Source organism: Aerococcus sp. HMSC10H05 (genome assembly GCF_001806975.1).
Lineage (GTDB): Bacteria > Bacillota > Bacilli > Lactobacillales > Aerococcaceae > Aerococcus > Aerococcus viridans_B.
This window is the reverse complement of the sequence record NZ_KV787002.1, coordinates 1-18,289: the sequence shown is the minus strand read 5'-3', so window position 1 is coordinate 18,289 and position 18,289 is coordinate 1. Positions and strand designations below refer to the sequence as shown.

At 38.7% G+C, this 18,289-nt stretch carries 12 protein-coding genes; all 12 read right to left on the bottom strand.

The annotated features are described in order from the left end of the window. Positions 1 to 81 precede the first annotated feature (81 nt). A complete protein-coding gene (locus HMPREF3116_RS07785) occupies positions 82 to 597 on the bottom strand; it encodes a shikimate kinase (RefSeq protein ID WP_070468959.1) in 516 nt (171 codons plus the stop codon). Between the two features lie 40 nt (positions 598 to 637). After that, on the bottom strand, positions 638 to 1,921 hold the full coding sequence (gene aroA / locus HMPREF3116_RS07780) for a 3-phosphoshikimate 1-carboxyvinyltransferase (RefSeq protein WP_070468957.1): 1,284 nt from the start codon (positions 1,919 to 1,921) through the stop codon (positions 638 to 640). A 7-nt stretch (positions 1,922 to 1,928) separates the two neighbouring features. Continuing rightward, positions 1,929 to 3,125, bottom strand: a complete 1,197-nt coding sequence (aroC, locus tag HMPREF3116_RS07775; protein WP_070468956.1) for a chorismate synthase — start codon at positions 3,123 to 3,125, stop codon at positions 1,929 to 1,931. A gap of 227 nt (positions 3,126 to 3,352) precedes the next feature. Beyond that, positions 3,353 to 5,119 carry a pyruvate kinase gene (gene pyk, locus HMPREF3116_RS07770; protein WP_070468954.1) on the bottom strand — a complete coding sequence of 589 codons (1,767 nt, stop codon included), beginning with the start codon at positions 5,117 to 5,119 and terminating at the stop codon, positions 3,353 to 3,355. A 30-nt stretch (positions 5,120 to 5,149) separates the two neighbouring features. Continuing rightward, a complete protein-coding gene (gene pfkA / locus HMPREF3116_RS07765; RefSeq protein WP_070468952.1) occupies positions 5,150 to 6,121 on the bottom strand; it encodes a 6-phosphofructokinase in 972 nt (323 codons plus the stop codon). A 102-nt stretch (positions 6,122 to 6,223) separates the two neighbouring features. After that, positions 6,224 to 9,715: a DNA polymerase III subunit alpha gene (locus tag HMPREF3116_RS07760; protein WP_070468950.1), complete on the bottom strand. Its 3,492-nt coding sequence runs from the start codon at positions 9,713 to 9,715 to the stop codon at positions 6,224 to 6,226. 50 nt (positions 9,716 to 9,765) lie between these two features. Beyond that, on the bottom strand, positions 9,766 to 10,887 hold the full coding sequence (gene queA, locus HMPREF3116_RS07755; RefSeq protein ID WP_070468948.1) for a tRNA preQ1(34) S-adenosylmethionine ribosyltransferase-isomerase QueA: 1,122 nt from the start codon (positions 10,885 to 10,887) through the stop codon (positions 9,766 to 9,768). Next, on the bottom strand, positions 10,888 to 11,949 hold the full coding sequence (ruvB, locus tag HMPREF3116_RS07750; RefSeq protein WP_070468947.1) for a Holliday junction branch migration DNA helicase RuvB: 1,062 nt from the start codon (positions 11,947 to 11,949) through the stop codon (positions 10,888 to 10,890). It abuts the gene before it with no gap. 46 nt (positions 11,950 to 11,995) lie between these two features. Continuing rightward, positions 11,996 to 12,631, bottom strand: coding sequence for a Holliday junction branch migration protein RuvA (gene ruvA / locus HMPREF3116_RS07745; RefSeq protein WP_070468945.1), 636 nt, complete (start codon positions 12,629 to 12,631; stop codon positions 11,996 to 11,998). Positions 12,632 to 12,635: 4 nt separating this feature from the next. After that, on the bottom strand, positions 12,636 to 13,076 hold the full coding sequence (gene msrB, locus HMPREF3116_RS07740) for a peptide-methionine (R)-S-oxide reductase MsrB (RefSeq protein ID WP_070468944.1): 441 nt from the start codon (positions 13,074 to 13,076) through the stop codon (positions 12,636 to 12,638). 116 nt (positions 13,077 to 13,192) lie between these two features. Continuing rightward, positions 13,193 to 15,268 (bottom strand): DNA mismatch repair endonuclease MutL, encoded by a 2,076-nt coding sequence (gene mutL / locus HMPREF3116_RS07735; RefSeq protein WP_070468941.1) that lies wholly within the window; start codon positions 15,266 to 15,268, stop codon positions 13,193 to 13,195. Between the two features lie 12 nt (positions 15,269 to 15,280). Then, complete coding sequence (mutS, locus tag HMPREF3116_RS07730; RefSeq protein ID WP_070468939.1) at positions 15,281 to 17,890, bottom strand: DNA mismatch repair protein MutS; 2,610 nt, start codon at positions 17,888 to 17,890, stop codon at positions 15,281 to 15,283. Positions 17,891 to 18,289 lie beyond the last annotated feature (399 nt).

The window sequence follows — 18,289 nt, the reverse complement described above, 5'->3', positions numbered from 1 at the left end:
CCACCAACACTATTTATCATAGAACCATAAAAAGGAGATGTGCGGTTTAGCAACATCTCCCTTCTATTTCATCAAATTCAACTAACACATTTTTCTAATCACTTCTGCTGTTTCATGTGCCGCCATTCGACGAACATCTAGTCGATAGTTCGACGCTTCCTCGTATAAGGGAATACGTCGCTCATATTTAGCAGCCATTTGCTTTTTACTATTAGCATTAACTAATGGACGATCATTTTGGATAAGTCCACCTCGGTTAATTCGTTGCCAGGAAGTTTCAAAAGTATCCTGTAAGTAGAATACCTGATCTTGTTGGACAAGCAATTGTCGGCATTCAGTCGTTTCAACAATACCTCCACCAGTTGAAATAACCATACGCCCATTTTCTTCCGCTTCAAGTAATTCTCTTAGTACTTGATACTCTATTAATCTAAATCCCGATTCTCCAATTTGATCAAAGATTTCTGCAATCGTCTGACCTTGTCGGGCCTCGATATAATAGTCCATGTCCACAAATGGCACACCCAATTTATTGGCCAAAATGCGCCCGACTGTTGTCTTCCCGACACCCATAAATCCTGTTAATATGATTAGCATCCTTTGATCAACCTTCCATTTCATTTTAAAATTGGGTAACTTATTTGCTTAATGCAGCTAAGTCATCGAAGAAGCTAGGGAAAGAAATATTGACAGCTTCTGGATGTGCCAGTTGAACAGTACCTTCTTTAACCAATAATGCAGCCACTTGTAACATCATACCAATACGATGGTCACCGTAACTGTCAACTTCTGCTGCATGTAATGGTGTTGGTCCAGTAATGATCATACCATCTTCAGTTTCTTCAATGTTTGCACCCATTTTGTTTAATTCTTGGGTAGTGGCCTTAATACGGTCAGTTTCTTTTACTTTTAATTCTTCTGCGTTTCGAATAATCGTTTTACCTTCAGCTTGTGTTGCTGCTAAAGCAATAATAGGAATCTCATCAATTAAAGTTGGAATAATATCTCCACCGAATTCAGTTGCTTTCAGATTGCTCCAATGGACAGTTAAGTCCCCACTTAAGCCACCTTCATGTAAGTTGATTTCAATATTTGCACCCATATCTTTCAATACTTCAATAATGCCAGCACGAGTTGGATTCAACCCGACATTAGGCATATTTAGTTTAGACCCCTTAACTAAAAGTGCAGCAACAATGAAAAAGGCCGCAGAAGAAATATCTGCTGGTATAGTGATATCACTAGCTGTTAATGTTTGACCACCTTTTAAATAAATATCTCTATCTTCAACACGTAAGTCCACACCAAAGTTTTTTAACATCTTTTCAGTATGGTCACGAGACCGTTCCTTTTCATGGATAACCGTTGTTCCCTCAGCTGAAAGACCTGCCAATAGGATAGATGACTTTACCTGAGCTGAAGCTACTGGCATATCATACTCAATCGCATTTAAATGGTCGACAGGCTGAATATATAGAGGGGCAAACTCGCTTCCGTCAGATCCAGAAATAGAGGCACCCATTTGACGTAAAGGTAACATTACCCGATTCATTGGGCGTTTAGATAGAGAGTCATCCCCAATAATTTTGGTTTTAAAAGGAAAACCAGTAAATAGTCCTGCTAATAGACGCATAGTTGTACCAGAATTTCCAGCATCTAGAGCTTTTTGCGGTGCCGTTAACCCGTCGATACCTTTACCATGCACAATAACAGAGCCGTCTGGTTCTTCATCAATTTGAACACCTAAATCACGGAAAATATTCATAGTTGAAATGCAATCTTCGGCATATAAAAAACCTTCAATTTTAGTTGTACCTTTTGCAATTGCAGCAAACATGATTGCCCGATGAGTAATTGACTTGTCACCGGGAATCGTAATCGTGCCTTCTAATGCATTGGCATCAATCATTAACTTTTTCATGAATACCTTACTCTCCTTCATTTTGCCAGATATCAGGATTTTTCACATATTCGCGGTAGTCGGCTACAGACTTTACTAATTCATTGTAGTCATCATGAGGGAATTTTTCTAATATTGCTTGCGCTAACTCAGTCGCAATCACTGTTTCCGCGATAATAGCGGCACGTGGTACTGCAGTAATATCTGAACGTTCGATTGATGCCTTGTAAGGTTCTTTTGTATAGATATCTACTGATTGTAAAGGATGGTATTGTGTTGGAATTGGTTTTTTGTATCCACGAACGATAATCGGCATACCTGTAGTCATACCACCTTCAAAACCACCCATATGGTTCGTTAATCGGTAGAATCCTTGCGTTTCATCATAGGCAATTTCGTCCATTAATTCATTACCAAAACGGTTAGCAACTTCAACACCATCACCAATTTCAGCAGCCTTAAAAGCATTGATTGATACCATAGCACCAACTAATTTAGCATCCAATTTTTTGTCCCAATGGGTATATGAGCCTAGACCAGCTGGTACGTTTTTAGCAATCACTTCAATTACACCACCAAGAGTTGTACCATCTTTTTTTGCTTGGTCAATTTTTACTTTAATTTCTTCATCTATAGAATGATCAATCATTTTTAATTCTGATTCATCAGTTGTTTGACGGATTTCATCATAAGAGAGGCTTGTAGCATCAACTTTACCCTCAACGCCACCTAAAGCTTTTACATAAGCGATTATTTCAATACCTAGCCCGTCTAAGATTTGTTGTGCAATGGAACCAACAGCTACTCGCATAGTCGTTTCTCTAGCTGAAGAACGTTCTAAAACGTTACGCAAGTCTTTAAATCCATATTTAATCCCACCAACTAAATCAGCGTGTCCAGGACGTGGATGATGAACTGTACGGCGTTTTTTAATGCCTTCTTCCACATCTTCTGTGCTCATAATTTCTGTCCATTTTTTAAAGTCTCTATTTTCAACTTGTAAAGTAATTGGTGAACCTAAAGTTAAACCATGACGCACACCTGATGTGATACGCACTTGGTCTTTTTCAATTTTCATACGATTTCCTGCACCATAACCCATTTGGCGGCGAGCAAGATTCTCGTTGATTTTATCTATATCGATTGGTAAATTTGCCGGAACGCCTTCAATAATCGCAGTTTCTAATGGACCATGTGATTCGCCAGCTGTAATGAAACGTAGCATGTACTGTTTCCTCCTAATTATCAATTTCTTCTATTCATTTTAGCCTTTATTTCCTATTGGAGCAATTATATTTATGCAAAAAATTAGAAAATAATGAATATTTAACAACAAATCTAATATTACTAGCTATACTTGCAAAAAAGAAAAGTGTTGATTGAGCCAAATAGCTCAGTCAACACTTTTTAAATGTCCGAACAATAGATTATAATGATATAGTTTCAAATGAATTAGATAGTTGTAGTTGCGCCGTTATAAACAATACCACGACGAGCATCAACTGTTACTAATTGACCATTTTCAATTGTGGTAGTGGCATTTTCAGCACCTACTACAACTGGAATACCATTTTCAACACCTAGTACTGCTGCATGACTAGTCAACCCGCCTTTTTCAACAACTACAGCCGCTGCATTTTGAATCGCTTCATTGTAATCATTGTCAGTTGATTTCACAACTAAAATAGCGTTAGGTTTTACTTTAGCTACTGCATCTGCTGCATTATCTACTACTACTGCATGACCAACAACAGATTTTTCACCGATACCTGAACCGGATACTAGTTTTTCACCAATAACTTGAATTTTCATCAAGTTAGTTGTGCCTTTTTCACCAACTGGTACACCAGCTGAGATGATGATTGTATCACCGTCATGGGCATATCCTGAGTCTTTAGCTACGATGCCTGCTAATGTCATCATTTCATCAGTTGAAGCTGGTTTTTCAATAACAAATGGTTCCACACCCCAAGCTAAAACTAATTTACGTGCTTGGCTTTCAGAGAAAGTTAATGCAATAATTTTTGCACTTGGACGGTATTTAGAAATCATTTTAGCTGTATGACCTGATTCGGTCGCAGCAACAATTGTAGAAACGCGTAAGCCGCGAGCTGTATAAGCAACAGATTGGCTAATTGCTTCTGCCATATCACCTTCTGTATTTGGTTTCAATGAACCAATGTCAGTTTTAGCTTCTTCACGGCCTTCAGTGACTAAAGCAATTCGGTTCATAGTTTGAACTGCTTCTACTGGATAATCACCAGCTGCAGTTTCACCTGAAAGCATAATTGCGTCAGTACCATCTAAAATTGCATTAGCAACGTCAGAAGCTTCTGCACGTGTAGGTCTTGGGTTACGTTGCATTGAGTCTAACATTTGTGTAGCTGTAATAACCGGTTTACCAGCTAAATTACATTTACGGATCATGTCTTTTTGTACAACTGGTACTTGTTCAGCTGGGATTTCTACCCCTAAATCACCACGAGCAACCATCAATCCGTCAGATACAGATAAGATATCTTCTAAGTTATCTACACCTTCTTGGCTTTCGATTTTAGGAATGATTTGAACAGATTCATTACCAGTTTCTTCTAAAATTTCACGAATTTCTAACACATCACTTGGTTTACGTACAAATGAAGCAGCGATGTAGTCAATATCGTTTTCTAAACCGAAACGGATATCATTTTCATCTTTTTCAGTAATACCTGGTAATTGAACAGAAACGCCAGGTACGTTAACACCTTTTTTATCTTTAACGATACCAGTATTTTGAACTTCAGTAATGATTTCGTTATTTTCAGTGTCGATACCAGTTACCAATAAGTCAACTAAACCATCATCAATTAAGATATGAGAACCTAATTCAACATCATTAATTAAGCCAGTATATGTGACTGAGAATTTCTTCTCATCCCCTTCAACTTCTGTCATTGAAATGCGAACTTCAGAACCTTTAACCAGCGTAACAGCTTTATGATCTTTCATGTTGTTTGTACGAATTTCAGGACCTTTAGTATCCAGTAAAATCGCAACACGACGGCCAGCTTTTTCAGAAGCTTCACGAATGTTATGAATACGTGCTAAGTGTTCTGCATGGTCCCCATGAGAGAAGTTTAAACGAGCAACGTTCATACCTGCTTCGATCAGTTGAACTAAAGTTTCAACGGACTCCGATGCGGGTCCAATGGTACATACAATCTTGGTGTTTTTTTCCATAATGATTCATGCATCCTTTCTTAGAGAAAATTAAAATGAAATTTCTGAGTTGATATTGTATAAATCTACTTGAGACGTATGTGAGTGGCCTTTCGATTGTAATGCTTCGTTAATATCAGTAGAAATAATTTTTTCTCCACTAATACCGACACAAACACCACTAGCCCCTTCATGAAGCAATTCCACAGCTTTGAAGCCAAATTGCGCCGCTAATACACGGTCACGAGCTGTTGGTGCTCCACCACGTTGAACATGACCTAATACCGTAACACGTGCATGATAATCATCGTATTCATAAAGCTTATCAGCAAATTCATGCCCTTCCATTACACCTTCAGCAAGGATAATGATAGAGTGCTTCTTACCACGACGTTGACCTTCTTCGATATTTGCAACAATTTCATCCATATTAAATTCTGCTTCAGGAATAATAATTTGCTCAGCCCCTGAACCGATACCAGTCCAAACAGCAATATCTCCAGCATTACGGCCCATCACTTCAATGACAAATGTCCGAAGATGACTCGTTGCCGTGCCAGGAATTTTATCGATAGCTTCTAAGGCAGTATTACATGCGGTATCAAAACCAATAGTATATTCGGTACCAGGAATATCGTTATCAATTGTTCCTGGAATGCCGACAGTTTGAATACCTTCTGCGGCCAATGATGCTGCACCTCTGTATGAACCGTCCCCACCGATGACTACCAAAGAGTCAATACCATGTTTTTTTAATTGTTCAATGGCTAGTCTACGGCCTTCTTCATCCTGAAATTCAGGATAACGGGCAGTATATAGCATAGTGCCTCCGCGAGCAGTTAAATCACTCACATCCCGTTCCGCCATTTGGAAAATATCGCCTTCAGCTAGGCCACGATAACCGTAGCGAATACCGAAAACTTCATCTCCATCATGAATTGCTTTACGGACAACTGCTCTAATAGCTGCGTTCATACCAGGGGCGTCTCCACCACTAGTTAAAACTCCTATACGTTTTCCCATTTTTCCACCTCAATTAATTTATTTACAGTGTTATTCTACCATTTTTCATAGCTAATGTCTTACGTTTTCTTAATTTGTGCAAAGTTATACAAGTATTTTACATTATTTAATCACAACATTGCGCTCGCCATAGATTGCAATCAATGCTTGCACCGATTCATTTGTCACTTGGATTGCATATTTTTCTGCTAACCAGTAGCTTTCTTGACTAGCCACAATTGTAAAATGAAGCAATGTTTGACCTGGATATTTAGCTACTACAGTTAACAATCCAGCTTTTAAATCGCTTGCCATTGCTTTATCAGCTACACGAATCCAACAAACCGGTGCTGATTGCTTCTGCACTGTTGACTCAGGGTGATTCACTGAACGCTTTTTCTTATCAACTTTCTCCGACGCTCCAGGTAGCCCAACTTGTTTTTGTTTTAACTGATTTAAATATTGCTTAGCTGTTGCATCTAACATCCATGCTTTAGTTAACACTACCTGCAATTCACCATTGCGTTTTTGTGTCCTTCCATAAATTAATAAAGCATTTCCTTGATTCAGATGTTTAGCAAAGTCGATATAAGCTTCAGGAAAAGCTGTCACTGATATCGCACCTGTTTGATCTTCGAGTGTCACAAAAGCCATGGGTTGATTTCTTTTCGTGGTAATCCGTTTAACTGTCCTTACCTCACCAAGGAAAAAAACCTTGTTATTTTCTTTTAGCCTATCAATGTAGTTGATGATCCCTGCCTGATAAAAATCTTCATAATCTTCAAATAAATTTATGGATAAAGCTTGGCCTAATGTTTCGATTTCATTTTCGATCAACTCATGTTGGTCAAATTCATCAATTTCAACAATTTTGGGTGCAAACATTGCAGACAAATCATCTTCCCCTAGTAGTGACGTTTGATTTTTGTTATCCGTCTTAAATAATTGTTCATGAGTAATCATTTTAGGAATCGCTTCTAATTGTAGTGTACGACGGTTATAACCAAAGGTATCCAAGGCACCGGACTGCGCTAACTTTACTAATATATCTTCTTTTAAAGCAAGCTTACCAAGTCGATGGATAAAGTTAGTGAAATCTTTAAAAGGACCTTCCGCTTCTCTAGCTTCAATTATTTCTTCTACTGCTCGCTTAGGAATACCTCTGATATCGCCTAATCCCAGCTGCAATTGATGAGCATTCACTACCGACAGACCATAAAATGACTTGTTGATATCTGGATTGACCACCTGAACACCATGATTTTTAGCTTCTAAAACAAGATTTTTCCCTTTCTTATCATAGATTCTGGTATGCTTCAGATTACCATAATAAAAAGCAACGGGATAATTGGCTTTAATCCAAGCTAACTGATAAGCCAAATATGAATATGCAAAGGAATGCGATTTATTGAAACCATAATTGGCAAAGGCCTCTATATAATCATAAATTTGTACAGCAATATTTTCTTGATAACCCTTATCAATCGCACCATTTATAAATTGCTGCCGGACTCTTTCAATGGTTTCGTGTTTCTTTTTCCCAATCGCACGGCGCAAGATATCTGCTTCTCCCAAGCTAAAACCGGCAATTTTTTGGGTAACCTGCATTACCTGCTCTTGATAGACCATAATGCCATATGTAGGCGCTAATATGGGCGTCAAATCAGGGTGAGGGTAAGCTATTGGTTCACGTCCATGTTTTCTTGAAACAAAATGTGGAATTTGCTGAACTGGACCTGGTCGATACAAGGCATTCACCGCAACCACATCTTCAATTGATGTTGGTGCTACTTGCTTTAAGACATTTTTAATACCATCTGATTCAAATTGGAAGACACCATTTGTATCTGCATGACGGAATATTTCATAAGTATTTTGATCATCTAAAGGTATATCTGAAGCTTTAACTGCTCTACCAGTCAATTTACTTACCGCGGATAAACCATCATGCAAAATGGTGAGATTGGATAAACTTAGAAAGTCGACTTTCAAGAGTCCGACCGCCTCAACATCCCCCATCGTGTATTGGGTATTGGGAATATGAGTCGAGGATGCTTGTAGCGGCGTATACAAGGTTAGGGGTTGGTCAGCAATTACTACGCCCGCTGCATGTGTAGAAACATGACGTGGTAACCCTTCTAATTTTCGTGCAGTATCAAACCATAATTGACCGTATTCTTCATTTACAATCAACTCCTGTAATTTCGCTGACTGTTTATAAACTGCAGTTAAAGTCTCAGCTGGTAAATTGGGATTATTTTCTACTGTATTTGCCCATTCAGAAAGCGTCACCTGCGCCTTTCCAAATACAGCACCTACATTTCTTAAGGCTTGACGCGCCCCGAAAGTACCGAATGTGGCAATCTGAGCGACATGGTTTTCGCCATATTTTCGGTAAACATAGTCTAAGACTTTTTGGCGTTTATCGTCTGGGAAATCTAAATCTATATCAGGCATATTCTGTCGTTCAGGATTTAAAAAACGCTCAAATAGTAAGTCATTCGCAATCGGATCAACATCCGTTATCTCTAGTACATAAGCAACTAAAGCACCAGCTGCTGAACCGCGGCCTGGACCAGTTTGGATAGCATGTTGATGGGCGTAATTCATTACATCCCATACAATCAAGAAATAATCATCAAATCCCATCTTATGAATTACATTTAATTCATATGCCAAACGATCAGTATACGCTTTGGAAACTGTTTGCACTCGCTTTGCTAGTCCAGCTTCAGCTAAATCTTTTAAATATTTTTGTGTGTCTGTATATTCACTTGGTATTTGATATTTAGGTAGCAAGGTTTTTACTTTTGGAAAATCAATTTTAATTTGCTTGACCATTTCCGTTAATTGATTGAGGGCTTCTTGATATTTTAACTCCTGGTACATACTTGACCACTGACCTGGACTTCTCAAAGCGTGTGCGCCTTTAATCTTTTTCATTTCCTCAATATCAACTAACTTTTCATTTCGATCAATCGCTTCTAGCACTTGTTGGGTGAAGTAGTCATCAGGTTCCAAGTATTGAATATGTGGCATTGCAATTAATGGAATACCCCAACGTTCACTAAGTTCAACTATAGCATCTGTATGGAACTGTTCATTCTCCAAAGCTGATAGTCCCAAGAACAATTGATTACTAGAAAAATGACGTCGCCACCAAACTAATTCTTGGTCTAATTGGGCATAATCAGCTTGACCATCACCTTGTTTGAAATACCGCATATGTGGTCCTGTCATAGCTGAAAATATAACAATATAATCATCAGCATGCAAAGTAATTTCTTGGTAAATAGCTTGGCGATTTGCCTCTGTTTGTAGTTTTAAAGACGACGAAAGGGCCATCAGATGCTGATAGCCTTGGTAATTTTTGGCGTAGACAACCAATTCTTCTTTCATATTATCTATATTAAACTGGATCGTTAACCCAATTAAAGGAGTGATGCCATTTTGCTCACAGGCGCGGACGAAAGCTAAAGTCCCTGACATGACATTCACATCTGCCAAACCTAAATGGGTATAACCTGCTGCCTTACCTGCTTTGACATAAGACTCAACCGACATTGGACTTGTCAATAAAGAATAAGCTGAATTTACATGTAATGGTACGAACATCCGCTCACTCCTCCTTCATTCTCTTAAGTATTTTCATTCATTATTTGAATTTAGTCTTTTTGAGTAAAAAATTGACTATTCCGTCGTTTAGCCGCTTCAATATCTTCTTCACTAATAGCTGGATCTTGATATTGGGGTCCACGTAAAAACATAGCGTCCCCAAAGGAGAAAAAGCGATATTCTTCAGCCACTGCATGTTGATAAGCGGTTAAGACATGCTCGCGACCTGCAAAGGCTGAAACCAACATAATTAAAGTTGATTTAGGTAAATGGAAGTTCGTAATAAAGCTATTAACTACTGTAAATTGATAGCCTGGCGCTATAAAAATATCTGTCCAACCAGAATCTGCCTTGACCTCTCCATCAAATTTAGTACCTATCGTTTCAAGTGTCCGAATTGAGGTTGTTCCAACTGCAACCACTTTATGCCCACCCTGTTGAGCACGACGAATTTTATCTGAATTTTCTTGATCTAAGCTATAGAATTCTGAATGCATTTTATGTGCATCAATATCATCTACTGAAACCGGACGGAAAGTCCCAAGTCCTACATGTAGCGTTAAGTAGGCAATATCAATTCCACGCGCTTCTAAGTCCGCCATAAATTCTTGGGTAAAGTGTAAGCCTGCGGTTGGCGCAGCTGCTGAACCATTTTCTTTAGCATACACAGTTTGATACCGATCTGGGTTATCTAATTTCTCTTTAATATATGGTGGTAAGGGCATTTCACCCAAAGCTTCCAAAACTTCTAAAAAGATGCCTTGATATATAAATTCAACAATTCGCCCCCCATGATCAAGTTCTTCGGCTACAACTGCAACCAACTGACCGTCGCCAAAAGCGATTTCGGTGCCAACACGAATACGGCGCGCTGGTTTGACTAGTGTTTCCCAGCGGTCACCTTCTGTATTGTTTAGTAACAATACCTCTACATGTCCACCTGTATCAGGTCGGATACCATGTAAGCGTGCTGGTAATACCCGCGTATTATTTAATACCAAAACATCACCTGGTTCCAACTCACTTGCAATATCTGGAAAATGACCATCCTCATATTCGCCTGTTTGTGCATCTAGTTTCAACAGTCGACTAGCCAACCGATTTTGAATCGGTACTTGTGCGATCAGTTGTTCTGGTAAGTTAAAATCAAAATCATTTGTTGTTAATGTCAATTAAAATTCCTCCGAATAGGGTATGCCTAAATGGTCGAATGCCTTTGGTGTAGCTAAACGTCCACGTGGTGTTCTCTGCAAGAATCCATTTTGAATTAAGAAGGGTTCATACATATCTTCAATCGTTGTTGCTTCTTCTGAAATATTGGCTGCTATAGTTGATAAACCAACTGGTCCACCACCATAATAGCGAATAATTACGTCTAGAATTTTTCGGTCGGTTTCATCTAAACCTGCCTGGTCTACCTTCAGAATTGCTAGGGCTTTATTCGTAATTGCATCATCAATTAATCCGTCCTCGTGGTATACCTGGGCAAAATCACGAACACGTTTTAAAAGACGATTAGCAATACGAGGTGTCCCCCTAGACCGCATACCAATTTCTTTAGCCGCCTGGTCTTTAATCGGCACTTCAAATAAATTGGCTGTTCGCTCAACAATTGTCGCCAATTCCTCTATTGTATAGTAACGTAAATGCTGGACTATCCCAAACCGATGCCGTAGCGGTGAAGATAAGGCACCTGGTCTCGTTGTAGCCCCAATCAGCGTAAAAGGTGGTAAAGGAAAGTGTACGGGATGAGCTCCTTCATCTTGCCCAACAATAATATCTACCTGGTAATCTTCCATAGCAGAATAAAGCATTTCTTCTACCACCCTTGGCAACCGGTGAATCTCATCAATAAATAAGACGTCTCCAGCTGATAATTCATTAAGTAAAACCAGTAAATCCCCAGTTTTTTCAATAGCTGGCCCAGACGTTGTTTGAATATTAACGTTCATTTCATTCGCTATAATATTCGCTAAGGTTGTCTTTCCTAACCCTGGAGGCCCATAAAGAAGGACATGGTCGAGCGCTTCATCACGATTTTCTGCCGCTTGTATATAGATGGCCAGTTCTTCCTTTAATTCTGTTTGGCCAATATATTCGCGTAAAAACCTAGGTCTTAAAGACAAGTCTTGTGCATCCTCTGCTTGCTCTTTGGGCGAATGAATTTGTCCGTTGTGAATGATCTCAACTCCTAAATCTTCAGCTTCGAAATCTTCATGATGATCAAAGTTCATAGTAGTTTCCTCCTTTCATATAATGCATATCTAAGTCCACGCACCACTATTTAGGTTTTGTAATAAATTTCAGTGCGATACGGATTGCTTCGGCTGTAGTTGTCACACCAGTAAAGTCTGCATTTTTTACTACTCGGTTAATCTCTCTTTGACTGTAGCCAAGACTAGCCATAGCTTCCTCCAATTCGTGCAGGAATGGTGAATTGACTTGTTCTGATACTTGAATGTTCAGACTTTCTTGCTTAAATAAGTCTGAGGACGGTAACTCAGCTAAAACTTTTGGTAGTTTTTCTTTGAGGTCCAGTATAATCTGTCCGGCTGTCTTTTTCCCAACACCTGGAAATTTCATTAAGAAAGTATTGTCTTCTGCCTGAATGGCTTGGACTAACCCTGCATGATCATCTAAAGAAAGAATGGATAAGGCTGACTTAGGACCTATCCCTGAAACTGAAATGAGTTGGAGAAAAATGGTCTTTTCTTCTTGTGATTTAAATCCATATAAGCGAATGTCATTCTCTGAAACAGATTGATACAACCAGATTTTTACTGGCTGGTCTTGTCCAATTTTGTCTGTAAAACGATAAGGATTGGCCATATAAATATAGTAGCCAATCCCATCCGTTTCAAGGATAACAGCATCTGGATAGACACTCTCAACCTGACCTATCATAAATTCGTACATTGTCTTACTTCACTAATGCTTTCAAGTCGCCGTATCCTTCTTTATCCATATCTTCTAAAGATATGAAACGAAGTGAAGCGGAGTTTATACAGTAACGTAAGCCACCTAATTCAGCTGGTCCATCGTTGAATACGTGACCTAAATGTGAATCCGCATCTTTAGAGCGAACTTCAGTGCGTTTCATACCGTATGAGGAATCTTCCAATTCCTCAATTTCATCTGCCATAATTGGTTTAGAAAATGATGGCCAACCACAACCTGCATCAAACTTATCAGTTGATGCAAACAAAGGCTTACCACTCACGATGTCTACGTAAATGCCTTTTTCATAGAAGTCATCATACTGACCAGTAAATGGGCGCTCGGTTGCGGAATTTTGTGTGACTTCATATTCTAACTCAGATAATTTTTTTAAACGTTCTTCTTTATTATAGTCTTTTGTCATAATGAAACTTCTTCTCCTTCTGAATAATCTAGATAACCTAGTATATTTTCTTTTTTAGTTACTTATATTCTAGCATAATATTCATCTATACACGAAAATCTAGATTAGGACTTTACTTATAATTGTGGTGATTCATGCGGATCCTGAATCCGTTTAAACATCCGCTCAATTTCATAATTTGAAAAATGAACTAAAACAGGTCGACCATGCGGGCAGTTATATGGGTTTTTAGTATAAGCCAAGTCATGCAACAACTGCTTAGCCTGCATATCATCTAAATAATGATTGGCTTTAATCGACCGTTTACATGACATCATAATTGCCGTTGCCTCCCGATAGTTCCCTACTGTTGCTTTAGGGTCTTCTAAGACTAGTGCAATCAGATCTTCAACAATTTTTTGGACATTCTTCTTACCCATCCAAATTGGGTGTTGTTGTAATTGAAAGGCGTTTGGGCCAAATGGTTCTAAATCAATACCCATTTCCAATAACTTAGGACGGATTTGTTCAATTTCTTGCGCTTCAGATGTTGAAAAATCAAAAACAATTGGGAGCAATAGACTCTGCATGGCTGTTCCAAATTCAACAATCGTATCCCGGTAGTACTCATACTTAATCCGTTCTTGCGCTGCATGCTGGTCTATCAAGTACATACCCGTCTCATTTTCTGCTACTAAGTATGTTCCTTGCATTTGCCCAACATAAGTTAAGTCTGGAAAAGAACTATTTCTATCAACCATCGCCTGGTCAAGCTCCCTGACCTGTTTAACAGTCTGCCATACCGGTTTATTATGTGATTTAGGTAAGCTTACTTCCTTTTCCGTATCTAAATAAGTGATGCGGCCTTTTGCCTGGTCTTGACTCTCACTCTCAATCTCTGTTTCCTCCACAACTTGCGCTTCGTCCCGTAAATAACTCGGCACTTGGATTGGTTGCTCGCCTTCGTTTATGCCCTTATTTTCTTTGGAAGAAGCGTTACCTTCACCTGGCTGATGTATAGTGTGCTGATTGGTTTGACTGACATTGAAATCGAAACTTGATTGTTCACCAAGGTAAGTGGTTGGTTGATTTAACGGACGGTAATGATTTTGCTGGTTCTGTTCCAAACCATCAGTTTGACTAGAGCTTGTTGTATCCGTACGCACTTGCCGATTTTCTACTGCTAGTTCTAGATTATCCTCATCTTCATCTGCAAAAACATCCGGTATCCGTTGAACTGGTGCTAACGCTTTAATAATGCTTGCCTTAATCATTTCATATAGGTCATCTTCTTTTGAAATACGCACTTCCTGTTTGGTTGGGTGAACATTCACATCAATTAATTGGGGGTCCAGTTCTATATAGATAACTGCAATTGGATACCGTCCAACCATTAATTTAGACCCATACCCTTTAAGGATTGCTTGGCTTAACTTATAGTTTTTGATAAACCGCCCATTGACAAAAAGCGACATATAAGACTTACTAGCCCTTGTGACAGTAGGCAAGGAAACGTAGCCAGAAATTTGAAAATCTAAGCTCTCACCCTTAATCAAAACCATATCTTTAGCCTGTCTAAACCCATAAATCGCAGCTAAAACTTCATTCACCCTTCCCTTACCATTCGTTGACAATAAGGTCTTGCCGTCATGAGTATAGTTAAAACGAATTTCTGGGTGTCCCAATGCTTCACGGTTAATAATGTCTGTAATATGAGCTAATTCTGTTTGTAAACTCTTCAAATATTTCAACCGAGCTGGCGTATTATAAAAAAGGTTTTCTATCAATACCGACGTGCCTCGGCGCAATGCAGATGTCTTCTGGTCTATAATTTCACCATCTTTTAAGTAAATTTCACTCGATGATTCCCCATCCGAAGTATTCATGGTTACTTCAGAAACAGAAGCAATAGAAGGCAAAGCTTCCCCTCTAAAACCAAGTGTTCGTATCCTAAATAAATCATTTGAACTATATATTTTTGAAGTGGCATGTCGCTTAAAAGCCAACTCAACCTGATCAGCGGCAATCCCTCTACCATTATCAATGACTTGAATCGACCGCAAACCAGCTTCCTTAATATGAATTGCAATCTCACTAGCGCCGGCATCTATCGCATTTTCTACAAGTTCCTTTACCACAGAGGCTGGTCGTTCAACCACTTCCCCCGCTGCAATTTGGTTGGCAACTTGAATAGGTAATTCTTGTATCGCCATTTACATCATCCTTTATAGCTGGCTCTTTAATTCTGCTAAGAAATTTAAAGCTTGAATTGGTGTTAAATTATAAATATCTTCAGACTTCAATTGTGCAATCACTTTTTGACTCGCTGCATCCACTGGTTCATTATCCGATGCTTCTATAGGTGTATTTTCTGCCACCATATCAAATAAGGAAAGCTGCTGGTCTTTATTCACTTCATTTAAATTATTGTTTTCTAACTCATGTAAAACCGCTTGGGCATTCTTCAATAATTCTCCAGGCATACCAGCTAATTTAGCTACATGAATACCGTATGATTTATCTGTAGCACCATTAAATACCTTATGTAAAAAGACCAATTCACCATCTTCCTCACTGGCACCAACATGAATATTGGTTAAGCGAGGCAAACGTTCATCTAAAGCCGTCAACTCATGATAATGCGTTGAGAAAAGAACTTTCGCGTCGAAATGATCATGAATGTAAATTAAAATAGCTTGAGCTAAAGCAATACCATCATAAGTTGAGGTCCCTCGTCCCAGTTCATCAAATAGTAATAAAGAGTTATCTGTTGCATGTTGTAAAGCTTGATTGGCTTCCATCATTTCCACCATGAAAGTCGATTGCCCTGCTAACAAATCATCTGCCGCTCCAATCCGAGTAAAGATTTTATCAAAAATTGGTAAACGGGCCTCCTTAGCTGGTACAAAACAGCCCATCTGTGCAAGAATGACAATCAACCCCAGTTGTCGCATATAAGTGGATTTACCAGACATATTTGGTCCTGTAATCATTAAAATACTTGTTTCAGAGTCCATCTCAATATCATTAGGCACAAACTTATCTTGGCCAATAACACCTTCAACTACTGGATGTCTAGATTCTTTTAAATATACATCTCGTTTGTCTGTCATGAATTGTGGTTTTACGTATTGGTGGGTTTCTGAAATTTCTGCTAGCGACTGTAAAACGTCTATAGTTGCCACCGTACTAGCAATCGCTTGTAAGGTCGCTTGGTGACCCTTAATTTTTTCACGAACCTCTTGGAATAATTGATGTTCTAGAATTTGTGACCGCTCCTCAGCTTCAAGTATTTTTACTTCAACTTCTTTAAGCTCAGGCGTAATAAAACGTTCAGCATTGGTTAATGTTTGTTTTCTATCGTAACGACCTTCTTCAAGCAAATGAAGGTTAGCCTTTGTTACTTCAATATAGTAACCAAACACCTTATTATAGCCGACTTTAAGTGATTTTATCCCTGTCTTCTCGCGTTCATCAGCCTGTAATTGCGCAATCCATTGTTGACCGTTGCGCATAGCATCTCGGTATTCGTCCAATTGAGGATTAAAGCCATCCGCAATCACATTACCATCTTTCAAAGTAGCTGGCGCATCTTCCCTTATTGCCGCTGAAATGGTCGCTGTTAATTCAGGTAACGCCGTAATTTGACCTTGAATAGTGGTCCAAACACTATCGTCTGGATTATCAACAGCAATCTGATTAACCGCATCGATAATACCAGGGATTCTACTTAAAGATTGATTTAACTGTAATAATTCTTTTGGATTCACATTACCCATAGCTACTTTAGCTACGAGTCGTTCTAAGTCGTAAACCCCGTGAAGTAACTCTTTGATTTCTAACCGTTGGAAATAATGTTCAATTAAATCTTCTACCTGAGACTGGCGTCGTTCAATAGCAGATAGTGAAATAAGCGGTCGATCAAGCCAATTTTTGAGCAAACGAAAGCCCATAGCAGTTTCTGTTTTATTCAAGAAGGCCAATAGCGACCCTTGTCGTTTCTTCGTTCTTACTGATTCCGTAAGTTCTAAATTACTTTTCGCATAATAATCCATATGCAAGTAATGGGCCACCTCATAATGACTGGCTGCTTGCCAATGGTCAATAGCTTGGTGGGACATTGAATTCACATAGGTTAAAAGCAAGAGTAGACCATTTAATTCATGGTCATCCGAGATATTTTTCAAAATCTGCTGATATTTGTCTTTAGTTATTGTAGCTTCCTCTGCAGTTAGATCATATGGAGATAGAGTAAAGGTTTGTAGATGTTGTAATGTTGTCACTTGGTCAGTTGGTACCGAGGATGAAATCACTAATTCTTTTGACTGCAATTGCGCAAATTCAGTTAGAACAGCAGTAAAGTCATCTAGGCTAGTGACTTTTAACTCTCCTGTACCAACATCTGAAAAGCCTAGAATATATCGGCCGTTTACATAATCAAGGACAGATAAATAATTATTCTCTATCATGCCGATACTATCATTCATGTAGGTGCCAGGTGTCAAGACTTTAACCACACCACGCTTTACCATACCTTTAGTGAGTTTTGGATCCTCTAATTGTTCAGCAATCGCTACTTTATAGCCTTGGCTTACTAGCGTTTTAATATACTCACTAGCTGAGTGGTACGGAATACCACACATCGGAATAGGATCTTCTGCATTTTTATTACGAGATGTTAAGGTAATTTCTAAAATTTGTGCTGCCTTTAAAGCATCATCATTAAACATTTCATAAAAGTCACCCAAACGGAAAAATAAGAAAGCATCCGGATATTGGGCTTTCATTTCATTGTATTGTGCCATCATGGGGGTTTGTTTAGTTTTTTGAGGCATATTAAATTCACTCACTTTTTCTTTTTACGTTAAGTTGCAATCTTTTTTGCATCCTTTTCGCTTTTAAATAATCTCTGTTATTTTACCACAAATCCTTACTTTTGTACGAATACTGCTATATGGCCCTAAGCAACAAGTCACCTGTTATCACCGGTGGATAGCACTCTTAATGCAACTGGATTTTTGTGATTAATTTAATCCTGTTGAATTCGTTTGCTTTATCCGATGAGGCCTTAGTTGTCTTTGATCATTATCAGCATAGCAAACAGATTTCTATCGTGTATCTATTAGTTAAACTTACTATCACTAATCAAAAATCGAGGCTGGGACAATAATCTCTCAGCCTCGATTTGCTATATCAAAATGTTGGTTCTGTGTCAAATAGTGTTGGTGACCAAA